General features: G+C 63.7%; 18 protein-coding genes and 1 tRNA gene. 17 read left to right on the forward strand and 2 right to left on the reverse strand.

Annotated features, from left to right (window positions below):
- Positions 1-158 precede the first annotated feature (158 nt).
- From AB6802_RS17185 to AB6802_RS17205, 5 genes are all read left to right on the forward strand, one after another.
- On the forward strand, positions 159-569 hold the full coding sequence (locus AB6802_RS17185) for a VOC family protein (RefSeq protein ID WP_371011343.1): 411 nt from the start codon (positions 159-161) through the stop codon (positions 567-569).
- Positions 569-1,231 (forward strand): RdgB/HAM1 family non-canonical purine NTP pyrophosphatase, encoded by a 663-nt coding sequence (rdgB, locus tag AB6802_RS17190; protein ID WP_371011344.1) that lies wholly within the window; start codon positions 569-571, stop codon positions 1,229-1,231. The genes AB6802_RS17185 and rdgB overlap by 1 nt, the downstream gene beginning before the upstream one ends.
- The gene (hemW, locus tag AB6802_RS17195; protein ID WP_371011345.1) at positions 1,228-2,406 is read left to right on the forward strand and encodes a radical SAM family heme chaperone HemW; all 1,179 of its coding nucleotides are present in this window, start codon (positions 1,228-1,230) and stop codon (positions 2,404-2,406) included. Before rdgB ends, hemW begins: the two co-directional genes overlap by 4 nt.
- A 95-nt stretch (positions 2,407-2,501) precedes the next feature.
- Positions 2,502-2,822: a hypothetical protein gene (locus AB6802_RS17200; RefSeq protein WP_371011346.1), complete on the forward strand. Its 321-nt coding sequence runs from the start codon at positions 2,502-2,504 to the stop codon at positions 2,820-2,822.
- 30 nt (positions 2,823-2,852) lie between these two features.
- Entirely contained in the window at positions 2,853-3,173 is a 321-nt protein-coding gene (locus tag AB6802_RS17205; protein ID WP_371011347.1) for a low molecular weight protein tyrosine phosphatase family protein, read from the forward strand.
- Here AB6802_RS17205 and AB6802_RS17210 read toward each other — a convergent pair.
- On the reverse strand, positions 3,170-3,358 hold the full coding sequence (locus tag AB6802_RS17210; protein WP_371011348.1) for a hypothetical protein: 189 nt from the start codon (positions 3,356-3,358) through the stop codon (positions 3,170-3,172). The genes AB6802_RS17205 and AB6802_RS17210 overlap by 4 nt on opposite strands.
- Positions 3,359-3,518: 160 nt before the next feature.
- On the opposite strand from AB6802_RS17210, the gene rsmI reads away from it, so the two are divergent.
- Both rsmI and AB6802_RS17220 read left to right on the forward strand, forming a co-directional pair.
- The gene (gene rsmI / locus AB6802_RS17215; protein WP_371011349.1) at positions 3,519-4,427 is read left to right on the forward strand and encodes a 16S rRNA (cytidine(1402)-2'-O)-methyltransferase; all 909 of its coding nucleotides are present in this window, start codon (positions 3,519-3,521) and stop codon (positions 4,425-4,427) included.
- On the forward strand, positions 4,417-4,797 hold the full coding sequence (locus AB6802_RS17220) for a YraN family protein (RefSeq protein ID WP_371011350.1): 381 nt from the start codon (positions 4,417-4,419) through the stop codon (positions 4,795-4,797). Before rsmI ends, AB6802_RS17220 begins: the two co-directional genes overlap by 11 nt.
- Before the next feature lie 234 nt (positions 4,798-5,031).
- On the opposite strand, the gene AB6802_RS17225 is transcribed toward AB6802_RS17220, so the two are convergent.
- Positions 5,032-5,838, reverse strand: a complete 807-nt coding sequence (locus AB6802_RS17225; RefSeq protein ID WP_371011351.1) for an undecaprenyl-diphosphate phosphatase — start codon at positions 5,836-5,838, stop codon at positions 5,032-5,034.
- 212 nt (positions 5,839-6,050) lie between these two features.
- Between AB6802_RS17225 and AB6802_RS17230 the strand changes: the two genes are divergently transcribed.
- The 10 genes from AB6802_RS17230 to AB6802_RS17275 all read left to right on the forward strand — a co-directional run bounded on the left by AB6802_RS17230 (position 6,051) and on the right by AB6802_RS17275 (position 17,077).
- On the forward strand, positions 6,051-6,743 hold the full coding sequence (locus AB6802_RS17230; protein ID WP_371011352.1) for a glutathione S-transferase family protein: 693 nt from the start codon (positions 6,051-6,053) through the stop codon (positions 6,741-6,743).
- Entirely contained in the window at positions 6,724-7,878 is a 1,155-nt protein-coding gene (gene queG, locus AB6802_RS17235; protein ID WP_371011353.1) for a tRNA epoxyqueuosine(34) reductase QueG, read from the forward strand. Before AB6802_RS17230 ends, queG begins: the two co-directional genes overlap by 20 nt.
- Positions 7,879-7,886: 8 nt before the next feature.
- The gene (locus tag AB6802_RS17240) at positions 7,887-8,783 is read left to right on the forward strand and encodes an SDR family oxidoreductase (RefSeq protein WP_371011354.1); all 897 of its coding nucleotides are present in this window, start codon (positions 7,887-7,889) and stop codon (positions 8,781-8,783) included.
- Positions 8,784-8,933: 150 nt separating this feature from the next.
- Positions 8,934-9,953, forward strand: a complete 1,020-nt coding sequence (mepA, locus tag AB6802_RS17245; protein WP_371011660.1) for a penicillin-insensitive murein endopeptidase — start codon at positions 8,934-8,936, stop codon at positions 9,951-9,953.
- A gap of 80 nt (positions 9,954-10,033) precedes the next feature.
- The gene (locus tag AB6802_RS17250; protein WP_371011355.1) at positions 10,034-11,053 is read left to right on the forward strand and encodes a glucokinase; all 1,020 of its coding nucleotides are present in this window, start codon (positions 10,034-10,036) and stop codon (positions 11,051-11,053) included.
- 138 nt (positions 11,054-11,191) lie between these two features.
- Complete coding sequence (locus AB6802_RS17255) at positions 11,192-13,042, forward strand: ABC transporter ATP-binding protein (RefSeq protein WP_371011356.1); 1,851 nt, start codon at positions 11,192-11,194, stop codon at positions 13,040-13,042.
- Complete coding sequence (dapB, locus tag AB6802_RS17260) at positions 13,039-13,860, forward strand: 4-hydroxy-tetrahydrodipicolinate reductase (protein WP_371011357.1); 822 nt, start codon at positions 13,039-13,041, stop codon at positions 13,858-13,860. Before AB6802_RS17255 ends, dapB begins: the two co-directional genes overlap by 4 nt.
- Positions 13,861-13,944: 84 nt before the next feature.
- The gene (locus AB6802_RS17265; protein WP_371011358.1) at positions 13,945-14,565 is read left to right on the forward strand and encodes a 2,3-bisphosphoglycerate-dependent phosphoglycerate mutase; all 621 of its coding nucleotides are present in this window, start codon (positions 13,945-13,947) and stop codon (positions 14,563-14,565) included.
- A 121-nt stretch (positions 14,566-14,686) separates the two neighbouring features.
- Positions 14,687-14,771 (forward strand) — tRNA-Leu (locus AB6802_RS17270).
- 551 nt (positions 14,772-15,322) lie between these two features.
- Positions 15,323-17,077: a hypothetical protein gene (locus tag AB6802_RS17275; protein WP_371011359.1), complete on the forward strand. Its 1,755-nt coding sequence runs from the start codon at positions 15,323-15,325 to the stop codon at positions 17,075-17,077.
- The last annotated feature ends 10 nt before the right edge of the window (positions 17,078-17,087 follow it).

Here is a 17,087-nt window from a genome sequence, read left to right on the forward strand (position 1 = left end):
CCTCTCTGGCCTGCCGGCCATCTCCCCCTCAAGGGGGGAGATTGGATGTCACGACGGCTTTCGCCAATCACCAATGTTGCAGGAGTGGTGCCGGCGCGGCCGCAGCTAATCTCCCCCCTTGAGGGGGAGATGCCCGGCAGGGCAGAGAGGGGGACCTCGTGATACCCTCCGCAATTTTGGAATCTGCCCTTTACGTCACCGATCTAACCGCCGCCGAAGCGTTCTACCGCGATATCCTCGGCCTCGAAGCCTTGGGCAAGGTCGAAGGCCGGCACGTCTTCTTCCGCTGCGGCAGCGGCGTGCTTCTGCTCTTCAACGCCGAAGCGACGAAAATCCCGCCGGCGCCGGACGCCAGGCTGAAGGTGCCGCCACATGGCACGGCCGGCGAGGGCCATCTCTGCTTTGCCGCCAGCGCCGACGAGATCGCCGAATGGCGCGAGCATCTGACGCGCAACAACATTGCCATCGAAAGCGATTTCGAATGGCCGCAGGGCGGGCGCTCGATCTATGTCCGCGACCCGTCGGGCAATTCGATCGAATTCGCCGAACCAAGGATCTGGGCCCTCTGATGCATTCGCTGAACGGACAAAAGATCGTCGTCGCCAGCCACAATGAAGGCAAGCTGCGCGAATTCGCCGACCTGATGCGCCCGTTCGGCTTCGAGGCGAAATCGGCCAAGGAGTACGGATTGCCGGAACCCGACGAGACCGGCACGACCTTCGAGGAAAACGCCTACATCAAGGCCTTCGCGGCAGCCAAGGCGACCGGCCTGCCGGCACTGTCGGACGATTCCGGCCTTTGTGTCGACGCGCTCGACGGCGCGCCTGGTGTCTACACCGCCAACTGGGCCGAGAAGCCCGACGGCTCCCGCGATTTCGGCATGGCGATGCAGAGGACGGAGACAGCGCTACAGGATGTTGGCGCGACCGAGCCCTCGAAGCGCAACGGCCGCTTCGTGGCGGTCATTTGCCTGGCGTTTCCGGACGGCGAGGCGGAATATTATCGCGGCGAGGTCGAAGGCACGCTGGTGTGGCCGCCGCGCGGCTCGCTCGGTTTCGGCTACGATCCGGTGTTTTTGCCCAATGGCTTCGACAAAACCTTCGGCGAGATGAGCGCGCAAGAAAAACACGGCTGGAGGCCCGGACAAGCGACGGCGCTTTCGCACCGCGCTCGCGCCTTCCAGAAATTCGCGCAGGCCAGACTTGATCTGGAGCGGCTCGGTTCGACATGATCGGGATCGGCCAGACGATGCAGCTTGACCGCGGCCCCGGCTTCGGCGTCTACATCCATTGGCCGTTCTGCGCGGCCAAATGCCCGTATTGCGACTTCAACAGCCATGTCCGCCATCAGCCGGTCGACCAGGAGCGTTTCGCGCGCGCCTTTGAAACGGAATTGGCGACCATGCGCGACCGCACAGGGCCGCGCGAGGTGACCAGCATTTTCCTCGGCGGCGGCACGCCGTCGTTGATGAAGCCGGAAACGGTGGCGGCGGTGCTCGACGCGGTGGCGAAGAACTGGACGGTGCCCGCCGGTATCGAGGTGACGCTGGAGGCCAACCCGTCTTCGGTCGAGGCCGAGCGCTTCCGCGGCTACCGCGCCGCCGGCGTCAACCGTGTCTCGCTCGGCGTGCAGGCGCTGAACGACAGGGATTTGCGCTTCCTTGGACGGCTGCACAATGTCGAGGAGGCGCTGCATGCCATCGGACTCGCGCGCGACATATTCCCCCGCTTGTCCTTCGACCTGATCTATGCACGGCCGGGCCAGACGCCGGAAGCTTGGGCGACGGAGCTGGAGCAGGCGATCGGCTACGCCGTCGACCATCTGTCGCTCTACCAGCTCACCATCGAGGAAGGGACGCCGTTCCACGCGCTTTACGCGGCGCGCAAATTCACGCTGCCCGACAACGACCATGCCGCCGATCTCTATGCGCTGACCCAGGAGGTGACGGCGGCGCATGGCTTGCCGGCCTATGAGATTTCCAACCACGCGCGGCCGGGCGCGGAAAGCCGGCACAATCTGACCTACTGGCGCTATGGCGAATATGTCGGCGTCGGACCGGGCGCGCATGGCCGCTTCGTCGAGAACGGACGCCGCACCGTGACCATTGCCGAGAGAATGCCGGAGACCTGGACCAATCTGGTCGAAGCCCGTGGACATGGCGTCACCGGCGGTGAGATCCTGACGCGTTCGGAGGAAGCCGACGAATTCCTGCTGATGGGGCTGAGGCTTGCCGAAGGCATCGACCTTCAGCGTTACGAGGCGTTTGCCGGGCGCAGCCTTTCGACGGATCGGCTGTCGGTGCTGCAGGAGGAAGGGCTGGTGGCCCCCGTCGGCAATGCGCGCCTGCGCGCCACGAGCACCGGCATGATCGTGCTCGATGCTGTTGTGGCGGACCTAGCCAGGTAGAGCAGCGGCCAACTGATTTGTCAGTCTGCGCGATGATGTTAGATATTTGGCTTGCCTAGCCGAATGTCATTTCCGTGCATCCAATGGGGCCTGCCATGAAGTTCCTGATCCATGAGACGCTGCGAACTTTAAACACAGATGACGTTTTTGAGTTTGGATTGACCGAGATTTCGAAATCCCATGAGTATCCCGACTTATATGAAGCAGTGATCGTGTTCGTCAGAAACCAGAAATCGAAGAAGCATAAAACATCGGGCCTGAGCGAGTTTGATGTGGTGCGCAACTTCATGGCCTACGTTGGGATAAATTTGAGGGCAATTGCAAAAGACGATTCGATAGAATTCGACCTAAACGGACTCACCCTCGATCAGTACATACCGCTGACCAAGACAATCCGAGATATGTGGGATGAATAACTGCGGCGCTCGAATCGAGAGTGGCAGGTTTTGAAGAACGTCCTCTTCGTCTGCAGCCAGAACCGCTTGCGCAGCCCGACGGCCGAGCAGGTGTTTTCCAAGCGTCGCGACATCGAGGTCGAATCGGCAGGCACCAATCACGACGCCGACAATCCGCTGACGCATGAGCTCGTCGCTTGGGCCGACTTCATCTTCGTCATGGAGAAAGCGCATCGCAACAACCTGCAGAAGAGGTTCAGGGCAAGCCTGAAGCGCGCACGCGTCATCTGCCTCGACATCCCGGACAATTACGAATTCATGGACCCGGAACTGGTGCGGCTGCTTGAGGCCAAGGTGCCGCGATACCTTTAAGCATCGTGCTTCTGGCGATGCTTGCCGCGGTTCTTCTCGCCATGGGCCTCGCCGTGGCGGACCGGCTTCAGGTCGGCCTTTTCGCGGCGCGCGCTGTGCTCAACGGCGATCGGATGTGGGGGAATGCCCTGGCGGGCGCTTTTCGTTTCAAGTCGGCTGATGAAGATATCGAAGCGATTGGGCATCGTGCAGTCCTGCCTCCTCCGGGGAATCAGGGATGAAATTCGCTGAAGCCGGTTTCGTTCCTCACTGTGGCAAAGGCATGGCGAGTTTCCTGTGGTCGACCTCACATTTTGCAACGAGGCGTGAGCCATGCGAAACAGGCTGGATTGTTAGGGGTGATCGGTGACCGGCGACAAACGCAGCTATCTTATCGGGCAGACGGAGATCGCCGCCAGGCCGCTGGCGCCAGCGCTCTATCTGGTGGCGACGCCGATCGGCAATCTGGCCGACATCACGCTGCGCGCGCTCGAAACGCTGGCCAGCGCCGACATCGTCGCCTGCGAGGACACACGCGTCTCGCGCGTGCTGCTCGAACGCTACGGCATCCGCCGGCGCACCACCGCTTATCACGAGCACAATGCTGATGAAGCCGGGCCGAAGCTGATCGAAGCGCTGGCGGGCGGGCGGAGCGTGGCGTTGATCTCGGACGCCGGCACGCCGCTGATCTCCGATCCCGGCTACCGGTTGGTCGGCGAGGCGCAGGATCAGGGCATCCGCGTCGTGCCGATCCCCGGACCGTCCGCGCCGCTCGCGGCGCTGACAGCCTCGGGTCTGCCATCCGATGCCTTCCTGTTTGCCGGTTTCCTGCCGGTGAAGACCGGGCAGCGGCTGACCAAGCTGGAGACATTCAGGGCGGTGCCGGCAACGCTGATCTTCTTCGAATCGCCAAGACGGCTGGCCGAGACGCTCGGCGCCATGGTGGAAGTGCTGGGCGGCGAGCGCAAAGCCGCGATCGGCCGCGAGCTGACCAAGGCGTTCGAGGAAATGCGCATCGGCACGCTTGCCGAGCTTGCCGGCCACTACGCGGCCGCCGACACGCCGAAAGGCGAGATCGTCATCTGCGTCGGCCCGGCCGAGGCCAAGGTGGACGAACCGGCCGACATCGATCGGCTGCTGTTGTCGCTCGCCGCCGAAATGCCGGCGTCGAAGGCGGCGGCGGAGGCGGCAAAGATGACCGGCGGCCAGAAGCAGGCGCTTTACCGGCGGCTGCTCGAACTCAGGGACGCCGGCGGAGGCGAGAGTGGCGACTAAGCGTCCGGCCCGTCACCGCCAGCAGGCCTATCGGCGCGGCCATCGCGGCGAGTGGCTGGCGGCGCTGGCCCTGATGCTGAAAGGCTACCGCATCCTCGCCCGCCGCTATCGCACCAAGCTCGGCGAGATCGACCTGATCGCAAGGCGCGGCGACCTCGTGCTGTTCGTCGAAGTCAAGGCGCGCCGCACGTTGATGGAAGCGATGGAAGCCATCGCGCACAGTTCAGAGCGGCGCATCGAGGGCGCCGCCGATTTGTGGCTGTCGCGCCAGCCCGACTACGGGAAGCTTTCGATGCGTTTCGACATGGTGGCGGTGCTGCCCTGGCGCTGGCCGGTGCATGTCGAGAACGCATTTTATGGAAGGAACTAAGGGGCTGCTCAACGGCGATAGGCTGGTGGGACAGCGCCCCTCTCTGGCCTGCCGGCCATCTCCCCCACGAGGGGGGAGATCGGATGTCGCCGTCGCTTTCGCCAATCGCCAACGTTCAAGGAGAAGCGTCGCAGGCGACGCTGCTGATCTCTCCCCTCGTGGGGGAGATGCCCGGCAGGGCAGAGGGGGGCGCGAAGGAACTCGACGTAACGGCAGAAAACTGCCTGCCTCAACTCACCCCCAGATCATCAGCGCCACCAGCCCGACGCCGCCCACCACCAGCCGCCACCAGCCGAACAGCGAGTAGCCGTTCTTCGAGACGTAATCGAGCAGGAAGCGGACCACGAACAGCGCGGTGACGAAAGCGGCGATGAAGCCGATGGCGATGATCGGCAGGTCGGCCGAGGTCAACACGTTGCGGTTCTTGAAGAGATCGAAGGCGAAGGCGCCGACCATGGTAGGCATGGCGAGGAAAAAGGAGAATTCCGCCGCCGCGCGCTTGTCGACGCCCATCAGCAGCGCACCAACGATCGTCGAGCCGGAGCGCGAGGTGCCGGGGATCAGCGACAGGCACTGGAACAGACCGATCTTGAGATAGAGGCTCAGCGGAAAGCGCTCGATGTCGTGATGGACCGGCTTGAAATTGATGCGGTCGACGACCAGCAGCACCACGCCGCCGATGATCAGCATGATGCAGATCAGCCTGGGCGATTCGAACAGGACGGTCTTGATGAAATCATGCGCCAGCGCTCCGATCACCGCCGCCGGCAGGAAAGCAATCAGGATGCCGATGACGAAATGCCTGGTTTGCGGGTCGCTGGGCAGCTTGACGAGCATCTGCCAGAGCCGGCTGAAATAGACGCTGAGGATGGCCAGGATGGCGCCGAGCTGAATCAGGATCTCGAAGGCCTTGCCGGTGGAGTGAAAGCCGAGGAAATGACCGGCAAGCAGGATATGGCCGGTCGAGGAGACAGGGATGAACTCGGTCAGGCCCTCCAGCAACCCAAGCAGCAGCGCTTCGACGATGGTCTGGCTTTCCATGGCAACCTCTGATCTCGGATGACGGCTAAAGCATGATGGCGAAAAGTGTGAAGCGGTTTTCGGACGACATATGCTCCAGGGGACGGCCTTGCTTGTCACGGGGCGGAAGTCCCCCTATAGGTCGCAACACCCATGACAGCCCCTGGAATCGGGCGGCCAAGACTTACCGGCGTGGCCGGCGATTTGCCAGTGCGCCCTATCATCGCGGAACCATGCTGACGCTTTTCCACCATCCGATGTTCGCCACCTGCCGGTTCGTCCGCCTCGCCTTCGGCGAGTATGGCGAGGAGCTGGCCCTGATCGAGGAAAAGCCGTGGACGCGGCGCAAGGAATTCCTGGCGCTGAACCCGGCCGGCACGCTGCCGATCCTGCTTGCGGAGGGCGACGTGCCGATCGTCGGCGCAATGGTGATCGCCGAATATCTCGACGAGACGCGTGGAGTCTTGAAGCGCGACAAGCGGCTTTTCGCCGAGGACCCGATGCAGCGCGCGGAGATCCGCCGGCTGACCGACTGGTATCTCAACAAGGCCGAAAGCGAGGTCACCCGCCATCTGGTGCGCGAGCGCGTGCTGAAGCCGGTGATGCCGGAGACAGCGGGCGGCGGCTCGCCCGATTCGGGCGCGATCCGCGCCGCGCGCGCCAACATCCGCCAGCATATGAAATACACCAACTGGCTGGCCGGCACGCGCCATTGGCTGGCCGGCAACAAGGTGACCTATGCCGATCTCGCGGCGGCGGCGACGCTTTCGGTGCTCGACTATCTCGGCGAGATCGACTGGCGCGACCACACCGCCGCGCGCGAATGGTACACGCGCGTGAAATCGCGGCCGTCTTTCCGGCCCCTGCTCTCCGACCGGGTGCGCGGCCTGTCGCCGGTATCGCATTATGCGGACCTCGACTTCTGAACAAACCCGCCTGCGCGCGCTGGTCGACGCCGAGGCGCGCCGCGCGGGCTTCGACGCGGTCGCCGTCACCACGCCGGGCGCGATCCCACTGGCCCCGGCCAGGCTGGCCGAGTTCATCGCCGATGGCTTTCATGGTTCGATGGACTGGATCGCCGAGACGGTTGAACGGCGAGCTGAACCCTCGACGCTGTGGCCGGAGGTGCGCTCGATCATCGTGCTGGCGATGAACTACGGGCCTGACCATGATCCGCGCGCGCTGCAGGCAAGCCGCGATCGCGGCGCGATCTCGGTCTACGCCCGCAACCGCGACTATCACGAGGTGATGAAGGGCCGGCTGAAGGAAATCGCCGGCAAGATCGTGGCAAAGGCCGGCGGCGACGTGAAGGTGTTCGTCGATACGGCGCCGGTGATGGAAAAACCGCTGGCGGAAGCCGCCGGCCTCGGCTGGCAAGGCAAGCACACCAATCTCGTCAGCCGCGCGCATGGCTCATGGCTGTTCCTCGGCACCATTTTCACGACGGCCGAGCTCGAGCCCGACAGAGCGGAGATCGATCATTGCGGCACCTGCCGCGCCTGCCTCGATGCCTGTCCGACGAACGCCTTTCCGGCGCCCTACCGGCTCGATGCGCGACGCTGCATCTCCTACCTGACTATCGAGAACAAGGGGCCGATCCCGCGCGAGTTCCGCGAAAAGATCGGCAACCGCATCTATGGCTGCGACGACTGCCTTGCCGCCTGCCCGTGGAACAAGTTCGCTCAGGCGGCTTCGGAAGCCAAGCTGTCCGCGCGCGACGATTTGCGCGAGCCCAAGCTTTCGGAGCTGCTGACACTCGACGATGCGGCGTTCCGCGCCTTCTTCTCGGGTTCGCCGATCAAGCGCATCGGCCGCGACCGTTTTATCCGCAACGTGCTGATCGCCGCCGGGAATTCTGGCGATGCAGCGCTGGCCGGCATCGTGCGCGGGCTGCTTGACGACGCCTCGCCGCTGGTGCGGGGTGCGGCAATCTGGGCCCTGTCGCGGCTGCTCTCGGATCGCGAATTTGGCGACCTCGCCGCGTCGGCTGTGGAAGCCGAGGACGACGCAACGGTGCGCGAAGAATGGTTGTCGGTGCAGTCGGACGCTGCGGTTCATTGAGGAGCGACATGCAGGTTTTCATTTTCGGCGCCGGCTATTCCGGCAAGGCGTTTTCGCGCGCCAACCAGCGGGGCGCCCCTGTCCTTGGGACCACGCGCTCGCTGCAAAAATTCGACGCCCTGAGGTCGGCCGGGATCGAGCCCTTGCTTTTCGACGGAGCCACAACCAACGAGATCGAGGACGCGCTGGCAACAACGACGCATCTCGTCATTTCGGTCGCGCCGGATGAAGCCGGCGATCCGGTACTCGACGCTGCCGGTGCGGCCGTCCGGACCGGAATGCCGGCGCTTCGATGGATCGGCTATCTCTCCACCGTCGGTGTCTATGGCGATCATGACGGCGCCTGGGTGGATGAAAAAGCCGAGTGCAAACCGGTGTCGAAGCGCTCGGTGATGCGGGTCGCGGCCGAACAGGAATGGCTCAAGCTTGGCCAGGCGATCGAAAAGCCGGTCGCGATCCTGCGGCTGTCCGGCATTTACGGCCCCGGCCGCAACGCGCTGGTCAATCTCGAGGACGGCACCGCGCGGCGGCTGGTCAAGCCGGGCCAGGTGTTCAACCGCATCCATTGCGACGACATCGCCGGCGCGCTGTGGCGGCTTATCGAGGGCGACACCGGCGGCGTCTTCAACGTCACCGATGACGAGCCGGCGCCGCCGCAGGATGTCGTTGCCTATGCCGCCGGGCTGATGGGCGTGGAGCCGCCGCCGGAAATTGCCTTCGAGACCGCCCAACTTTCGCCCATGGCGCGGTCCTTCTATGGCGAGAACAAGCGCGTCGCCAACACGGCCATCAAGGCTGCCGGCTATCGCTTCCGGTATCCGAATTATCGCGTGGCGCTGGAGCGGATGTGGGCCGACGGCACCTGGCGGAATGGCGAGCCGCGCAGCGCGATGAAACGCTCGTGATCGAAGCGAGCCGCAGGACATGGTATGATTCGCGCCTGATCGAGTGCATCTAACTTGCCGCGAATAGTCTGGAGGGGGTCCCAACCGGTGAATTTGCGATCCTTGCCTGACCGCAAACCGTTTCTGACCGCCGCGCTGGCGCTGGTGGCGATGACCGCGCTGGCGGCCGGCGCGATTTCGGCCGAGCCGCGCGCGAAAGACCTGTTCGGCGCAAGAAAACTGCCGCCGATAGCGCCAGCGCAATCCTTCGGCTTCTATTCGAAAGGCTGCTTCACCGGCGGCGTGGCGCTGCCGATGGACGGGCCGACCTGGGAAGTGATGCGCCCGTCGCGCAACCGCCGCTGGGGCCATCCGGCGATGATCGCGCTGATCGAGAAACTCGCGCGGGATGCCCATGCGGATGGCTGGCCCGGCCTTCTCATCGGCGATGTCGCGCAGCCGCGCGGCGGGCCGATGACGACCGGCCACGCCTCGCACCAGATCGGCCTCGACGCCGACATCTGGTTGACGCCGATGCCCAACCGCCCACTGACGACCGCACAGCGCGAAAATATGAGCGCAACGCTGATGGTCGACGAAAAGACGCATCTGGTGAAGGACGCATTGTGGACGCCGCAGCACACAAAGCTGCTCAAGCGCGCGGCAAGCTATCCGGAGGTCGAGCGCATCCTGGTCAATCCCGGCATCAAGAAGAAGCTCTGCGACACGGTCACCGGCGACCGTTCCTGGCTGCGCAAGATCCGGCCGTTCTGGGGCCATGACTATCATTTCCACATGCGCATCGGCTGCCAGCCGGGCTCGCCCTTCTGCAAGGCGCAGGAGACGACGCCTGACGACGATGGCTGCGGCAAGCCGCTGGCCTGGTGGTTCACCGAGGAGCCGTGGCGGCCGAACAAGAACCCGGACGCGCCGAAGGCGCGCGACCTGATGACGATGGCCAATTTGCCGAAGCAGTGCCAGGACGTGCTCGACGCACCGGACGCGCCGTCGCTGGAGGCGGTGACCTACCGTGGCGGCAGCGCCACCGCGATCGCCGTGGCGGAACCAGTGCCGGACGCACCGGCGGAGACGATCTCCAGCGGGGCGGGAAGTCTGCCCGACGCCGCAAGCGCCTTCGCGCCGACGCCGAAGATCGGCATTCCGGTGCCGCGTCCACGACCCGGCAACTGACGCGCAAGCGGGCTTCCCCTTTCCAGGGTCATGCGCTAGTCAATCGATTGAAACGGCGCTGGTGGCCGCAAGGAAAGAGCATGGCAGGCGAAGACGAGAAAGCGTTGCGATTTCCGGTCCTGATCGGCGACATCGGCGGCACCAATGCGCGCTTCTCGATCGTGCTCGACGCCAATTCGGAGCCGACCGAGCCGCACATCGTGCAGACGGCCAATTTCGTTACCATCGACGCGGCGATCCAGGCAGCCGTGCTCGACCGCTCATCGATCCAGCCGAATTCGGCGGTGCTGGCGATCGCCGGGCCGGTCGATGGCGACGAGATCCCGCTCACCAACTGCCCCTGGGTGGTGAAGCCAAAGCAGATGTTTCGCACTCTGGGTCTGAGCGAAGTCGTGGTGCTCAACGATTTCGAGGCGCAGGCGCTGGCAGTCGTGGCGCTCGGCGAAGAGCATATGGAAAAGATCGGCGGCGGCACGCCGGAGCCGAATGCCAGCCGGGTCGTGCTCGGTCCGGGAACCGGGCTCGGCGTCGCCGGGCTGATCTACGCGCTGCAGCACTGGATACCGGTGCCGGGCGAAGGCGGGCATATGGACATCGGCCCGCGCACGCCGCGCGATTTCGACGTGTTTGCGCATATCGAGAAGCTCGAAGGCCGCATCTCGGGCGAGCAGATCCTGTGCGGCCGCGGGCTGGTCAATGTCTATCGCGCCGTCGCCATGGCCGACAGCCAGCCCGCGCCGTTCACGACCCCGGCCCAGGTCACGGCCGCCGCGCTCTCCCAATCCGACGCGGTGGCGCAAGAGGCGCTGGAGCTGTTCGTCACCTGCCTCGGCCGCACCGCGGGCGACCTGGCCCTGGTGTTCAAGAGCCGTGGCGGCGTCTTCCTCACCGGCGGCATCGCGCAAAAGATCGTGCCGGCCCTGAAATCAGGCAATTTCCGCGCCGCCTTCGAGGACAAGGCGCCGCACAGCGCGCTGATGCGCGAAATGCCGGTCTATGTCATCACCCACCCGCTGGCGGCGCTGCTTGGGCTTGCCGCCTATGCAAGGACGCCTTCGCTGTTCGGCGTGCAGACGGCGGGGCGGCACTGGCGGGTCTAGGCGTGCCGGGAGCGGCTCCGGCCCGCAATCCAGGCCCGCGACGAAGTTTCGCCATAGGCAAGCCGGAGCCGGGGCGCTAAGAGGAGTGCCGAATTTGCAGCCTCCCCGTCCCCGTGAGAACCACAAAGCGCTCTTGATTTGACCTTTCTAACCCCCAAAAAACAGAAAGCGCGCCCCGGCGAAGTCACCGCCGTGCTTCGCCGCATCATCGCCGAGAATGGCCGTGACCATCGCGGGGCCTATGCGATCGTCATCGTCTGCTCGCTGCTGGTTTCGGGCGCGACCGCCTTCTCGGCCTGGATCATGTCGCCGATGGTCAACCAGATCTTCTACGAACGGAGCGGCGGCTCGGTGGTCTGGATCTGCACCGGCATCATGGGCGCCTTCATCGTGCGCGGCTTTGCTGGTTACGGCCAGGCGGTGGTTCTGGCCACGATCGGCAACAATCTGATCGCCCGCTACCAGAAGCGCACGTTCGACCATCTGATGAAGCTCGGCGTCAACTTCTTCAACGACACACGCTCCGGCCGATTGGCGGCGCAGCTGGACGAGAATGTCAGCGGCATCCGCGATCTCTTGTCGTTGACGTTGATTTCGATCACCCGCGACGCGGTAACCCTGCTCGGCCTTATCGGCCTCATGGTCTATCAGGATCCAGTGCTGTCGCTCAGCTCGCTGCTGATCGGGCCGCCGCTGATCTGGGCCGTCGTCTACATCACCCGTCGGGTGCGCAAGATCAACCGGGAGTCCGTGCTGATCAACTCGCGGCTGAGCGGATCCGTCCAGGAGGCCACGCAAGGCATCGCCATCGTCAAGGCCTTCACCATGGAGGACGAACTGGCGCGCCGCATCGGCATCATGGCCGACACCGCCGAGCGGCGCAGCAACAAGATCGCGCGTGTCTCGGAGCGGCTGTCACCGATTTCCGACATGCTGGCCGGCCTCGCCGTCACCGCGGTCGTCGGCTATTCCGGCTACCGGGCGCTGGTGCTTGGGCAACCGCCGGGCTCGGTCTTTTCCTTCATCACCGCGCTGATCCTGGCCTATGATCCGGCACGCCGCCTCGCCCGCATGCAGGTGACGATGGAACGCGCGCTGGTCAATGCGCGCATGATCTACGAACTGCTCGACCTCGAGCCGAAGCAGAGCGATGCGGCCGACGCCGTCGAAGCCAGGATCACCACCGGCGAGGTGCGCTTCGATAATGTGACGTTCGGCTACAGCACCGACATGCCGGTGCTCAGGGACCTGAGCTTCACCGCCGCCGCCGGCAAGGTCACGGCGGTCGTCGGCGCTTCGGGCGCCGGCAAGTCGACCATGGTGGCGCTGCTGCAGCGCTTTTACGATGTCGACAAGGGCAGTATCACGGTCGACGGCCAGGACATCTCCAAGGTGACGAAGCGGTCGCTGCGGCAATCGATCGCCTATGTCTCGCAGGCGCCTTATCTGTTCGAAGGTTCGATCCGCGACAACATCCGCTACGGCCGGCTCTCCGCCACCGATGCCGAGATCGAGCAGGCGGCGAGGTTGGCCGCCGCCGACGAGTTCATCCGCCAGCAGCCGAAGGGCTACGACACGCCGGTCGGCGAGGGCGGCTCGACGTTGTCGGGCGGCCAGCGCCAGCGCGTCTCGATCGCGCGCGCCATCGTGCGCCAGGCGCCGATCCTGCTGCTCGACGAAGCGACCTCGGCGCTCGACAACGAAGCGGAAGCGCGTGTCCAGGAGGCGCTGACCCATGTCATGGAAGGGCGCACGACCATCGTCATCGCGCACCGGCTGTCGACCGTGGTCAATGCCGACCATATCATCGTGCTGGAAGAGGGACGGCTGGTCGAGGAAGGCACGCATGCCTCGCTGATGGCCGATCCGCACAGCATCTATGCCCGCTTCCACCGCATCCAGGGCAAGAAGGGGTTGGGGCTTGTCGACGACAGCAAGCCCGTACAAACTTCGCGGCGCGTGAAGAAGGCGGTCGGGAGCAAGGCATGAGCGAAACGGGCGATATGGGTCTGGTGGTGGTCGGCGCGGCCGGCCGCATGGGCCAGACGCTGATCCGCGCCATCCACACCATGCCTGGCGCATGCGTCGCCGGCGCGGTCGAGCGGCCCGGATCGCCCTATCTCGGCAAGGATGCCGGCGAGCTCGCCGGCATCGGCATCATCAACGTGCCGATCGTCGACGACCCGCTGCCGGCCTTCGCCAAGGCCGATGGCGTGCTGGATTTCACCATGCCCGCCGCAAGCGTCGAATTCGCCGGCTATGCCGCGCAGGCGCGCATCGTCCATGTCATAGGCACCACCGGCTGCTCGGCGGACGATAATGCAAAAATCGAGGCGGCCGCGCGCCACGCGACCATCGTCAAATCCGGCAATATGAGCCTTGGCGTCAACCTTTTGGCCGTGCTGGTCGAGCAGGCGGCGCGGGCGCTCGACGCCGACGATTTCGACATCGAGATCCTGGAAATGCACCACCGGCACAAGGTCGACGCACCGTCGGGCACGGCGCTGCTGCTCGGCGATGCAGCCGCTAAGGGACGCGGCGTCGATCTTGCCGACAACAGCGTGCGCGTGCGCGACGGCCATACCGGCGTGCGCAAGACGGGCACGATCGGCTTTGCCACGCTGCGCGGCGGCTCGGTGGTCGGCGATCACTCCGTGATCCTTGCCGGCACCGGCGAGCGCATCACGCTTTCCCACCATGCCGAGGACCGCGCGATCTTTGCCCGTGGGGCGGTGAAAGCGGCGCTCTGGGCGCGCGCGAAGAAGCCCGGACTCTACTCAATGCGGGATGTGCTCGGGCTGAGCTGAGGTTGTTTTTCTTTACGCAATTCCGGACGGAAAACCGCTACACACTTTTCCTGGAATTGCTCAAATCCGAAACGAGGAGATGACATGTCGGGAACTCTCGTGCTCGTGCGCCACGGCCAGAGCGAATGGAACCTGAAAAACCTGTTCACCGGCTGGCGCGACGTCGACCTGACCGAGCAGGGCAATGCCGAAGCGCTTGCCGCCGGCGAAAAACTCAAGGCGCTCGGGCTGAAATTCGACATCGCCTACACTTCGGCACTGAAGCGGGCGCAGAAGACCTGCCAGCATATTCTCGACGTCGTCGGCCAGAGCGATTTGACGACCATCCGCGACCAGGCGCTCAACGAGCGCGACTATGGCGACCTCTCCGGCCTCAACAAGGATGACGCGCGCCAGAAATGGGGCGAGGAGCAGGTGCATATCTGGCGCCGTTCCTACGACATTGCGCCGCCCGGCGGCGAAAGCCTGAAAGACACCGGCGCGCGCGTGTGGCCCTATTACCTGCACGAGGTGCAGCCGCATGTGCTGCGCGGCGAGACCGTGCTGGTCGCCGCCCACGGCAATTCGCTGCGCGCGCTGATCATGGCGCTGGACGGCAAGAGCGGCGAGGAGATCGTCAAGCTCGAGCTCGGCACCGGCGTGCCGGTGATCTACAAGCTCAACGCCGATTCCACCGTGGCCTCGAAAGAGGTGCTGGAAGGCTGAGCGCATTGCTGCCGGCGGGTTTGGGCGGGCGGCCTTTCACGGCCGTAAGCCGGCAAGCGGCAAGCGCTTGAAAAAAGCGCGTTGACAGGCTTCGTTCCCCCGCTTACATGAGCCCGCACCAGCCCAGATGGCGGAATTGGTAGACGCGCACGGTTCAGGTCCGTGTTCCGCAAGGAGTGGAGGTTCGAGTCCTCTTCTGGGCACCAAATCCCTTTGGGGCCGTCGATGACGGCCCCTTTAAAAGCCCGCGCAAGCGGGCTTTTTTGTTGACCGGATGCCCACTGGGCAGTCTGTCGGCGCCGACTGAACTGTTGGTGCGCTGTTGACGTCTCTTAGCGCTCGCCGATTGGAACAGCCCGTCACTATTCTATGCTCGTCCGCCGGCTTGAGCATCGGTAGACTTTTAATCATCTTCAACGGTCTTGCCCGAGGATGAAATAGCCAACCTCACCCATTTCCCAGCAAGCAGGTCAGCAAGATTCGACACGGCCTCTTCTGCCTCCATTTAAGCAAAGACTTGCAAACAGCCAAATCGCGGCGCAAACTAAGCTGGGTTTGAAAGCTGGCAAGCCGGGCAGGGGCTGGCTTATGAGATATCAGTGAAGCGATTCTGGTGTGGCGGCGCCGGACCGGGTTTTCCGTTGCTGTTTCGAAATATGCCGCCGCTTCATATCGACCTGCCGGTGCCAGCCCGATGATGGCGGCTTTGCCGCCCAACTACAAATTTTAAGCCAGGACGTATTGAGGCGGTGTTCCCATGGCATATTTGACCGGGCCAGAGCTAGATAAACTTAGAGCAGTTATTATCCCGCCAAATGGGCGATTCACAGACAGAACCAAATTTGAAATGTTTATCGATGGCTTGGCCGTGGGCCAGCTTCCGGGATTCCCCGAGATAGACGAAAACGGAGGATTCGCGGAGTTTACAAAGCGATACCTTGACGAGGTCGAAGCGAAACAGGCGATGCCATTTCTTCTGCGATCCTTGGCTGAACTGTTTCAAAACGACAACATTGGAATGAGAAGCGACCTCTTGGATGAGCGCTTATTGGATACCTGGTCGTTGCTGAAACCAGGCGATGTGGACGGGCAGACGTGGTTTCGTTCGTATACCCCCGGATTGGCTTACGACAAGAGCGTCAAATCGGGCCTGTTTGAATACTTCGCCAAATGTCATCCTTTTTCTTGTGAGGTATGGGGCGAGGTGAGCGACCGCACCAAGGAACAGATAGAGCAGTCCAGCCACTTTGTTGCGATTATGACGCAGGACGATGTCGCCGCCCGCGTTTCCGATCAGGGCGCCTTTGTCAGCGCCTTCGAAGACTGGCGAAAATCCGTCGACGAACATGGCCTCCGGCGCAAGCGGTTCATATTGCTGCTCTTCGGTCCGGCTGCAGTGTCATGGTGGGACAAATGGCGCATGCGGGACGATTTCGCCACGGCCAATTCGCCTTTCGACGACAAGTCGTTCTTCGTGCTGAAAGTGCCGGATGTCAGCGGTGATTTGGCCAAGGAGAAAGATGCCATCAACTGGTTTCTGACGAACCCGGTTCCCAGGGGGCCGTTTGGCGTCGTTGTTTTGGGGGAACCAACTGCCGCCGCTGCCGCTGCCGCTGCCCCGCTGGATGGCTTCGGTTTGGTTGCCTATCTCAAAAAACGCAATCCGGTGCTGGTCCAATATTGGCAGGACGGCTGGGCTGCGACAAAGCGATTGGACCCGGGAAACCGAGAGCAGCTCTTCAAGTCTGAACCGATCTTCGTGCGCCCCACGGCCAGCAAGGATGCGACGATGGGGGCGATAAAGGGCGTGTTGATACCATCTTTGTTCTCGGCGCTTGGCTATAGGCCGGACGAATTCCAGACGGCGAAGGAAACGGCCGGGAAGTTCAAACGTGTCTATTGGCGCCCGGAAGGGGATTGGCCGGATATGATATCGGCCGAGGATGGTGAATACCCGCTTGTCGGGCCGTTGGAGTCTATTGGCGCGACGCTGCTAAATCTCGCGGGCTTCAAGGATATTCCCGGAACCACGATACGTACCCGTTTCGAGGATCTGCCGGCCGACGATCCCAAGCGCAACCTGCTTTCCGCAAGCCTTCAGGGCCTGAGAGAAGCCGCCGAGCAGGAGGAGGACGATACGGTGCCGGTATCTCTCGGCATTCTGCCCGAAAGCATCCGCAAATTCGACCGAGCCAGGCTCAACATCGTCGCCGCGCACGATCAGCGAGTGGCGCCCGGCGACAAGCAGCGCACCATAAGCCATTTTGAGGATTGGGACGCGATGATCGACCGGAATCTCGCCGCCTATTTCCCCGGACACGAGCCCAAGGTTCTGCGCATCGCAGTGCTCTTCCAGAATTTCGATGAATTCGACGGTCTTCGCTTCGCCGAAGGGCTCACGGTCCGCCGCTGGAATCTGCTCAAGCTTCGCGGCGGCCCCGGTGCGTGGACCTTCGACGATGAGAATGTGAGGTATCTGAAGGACACGGTCGACGAGATGCTGCAAGCCTGAAGGGGCAGTC

This window comes from Mesorhizobium sp. RCC_202 (assembly GCF_041355295.1).
Classification (GTDB): Bacteria; Pseudomonadota; Alphaproteobacteria; order Rhizobiales; family Rhizobiaceae; genus Mesorhizobium.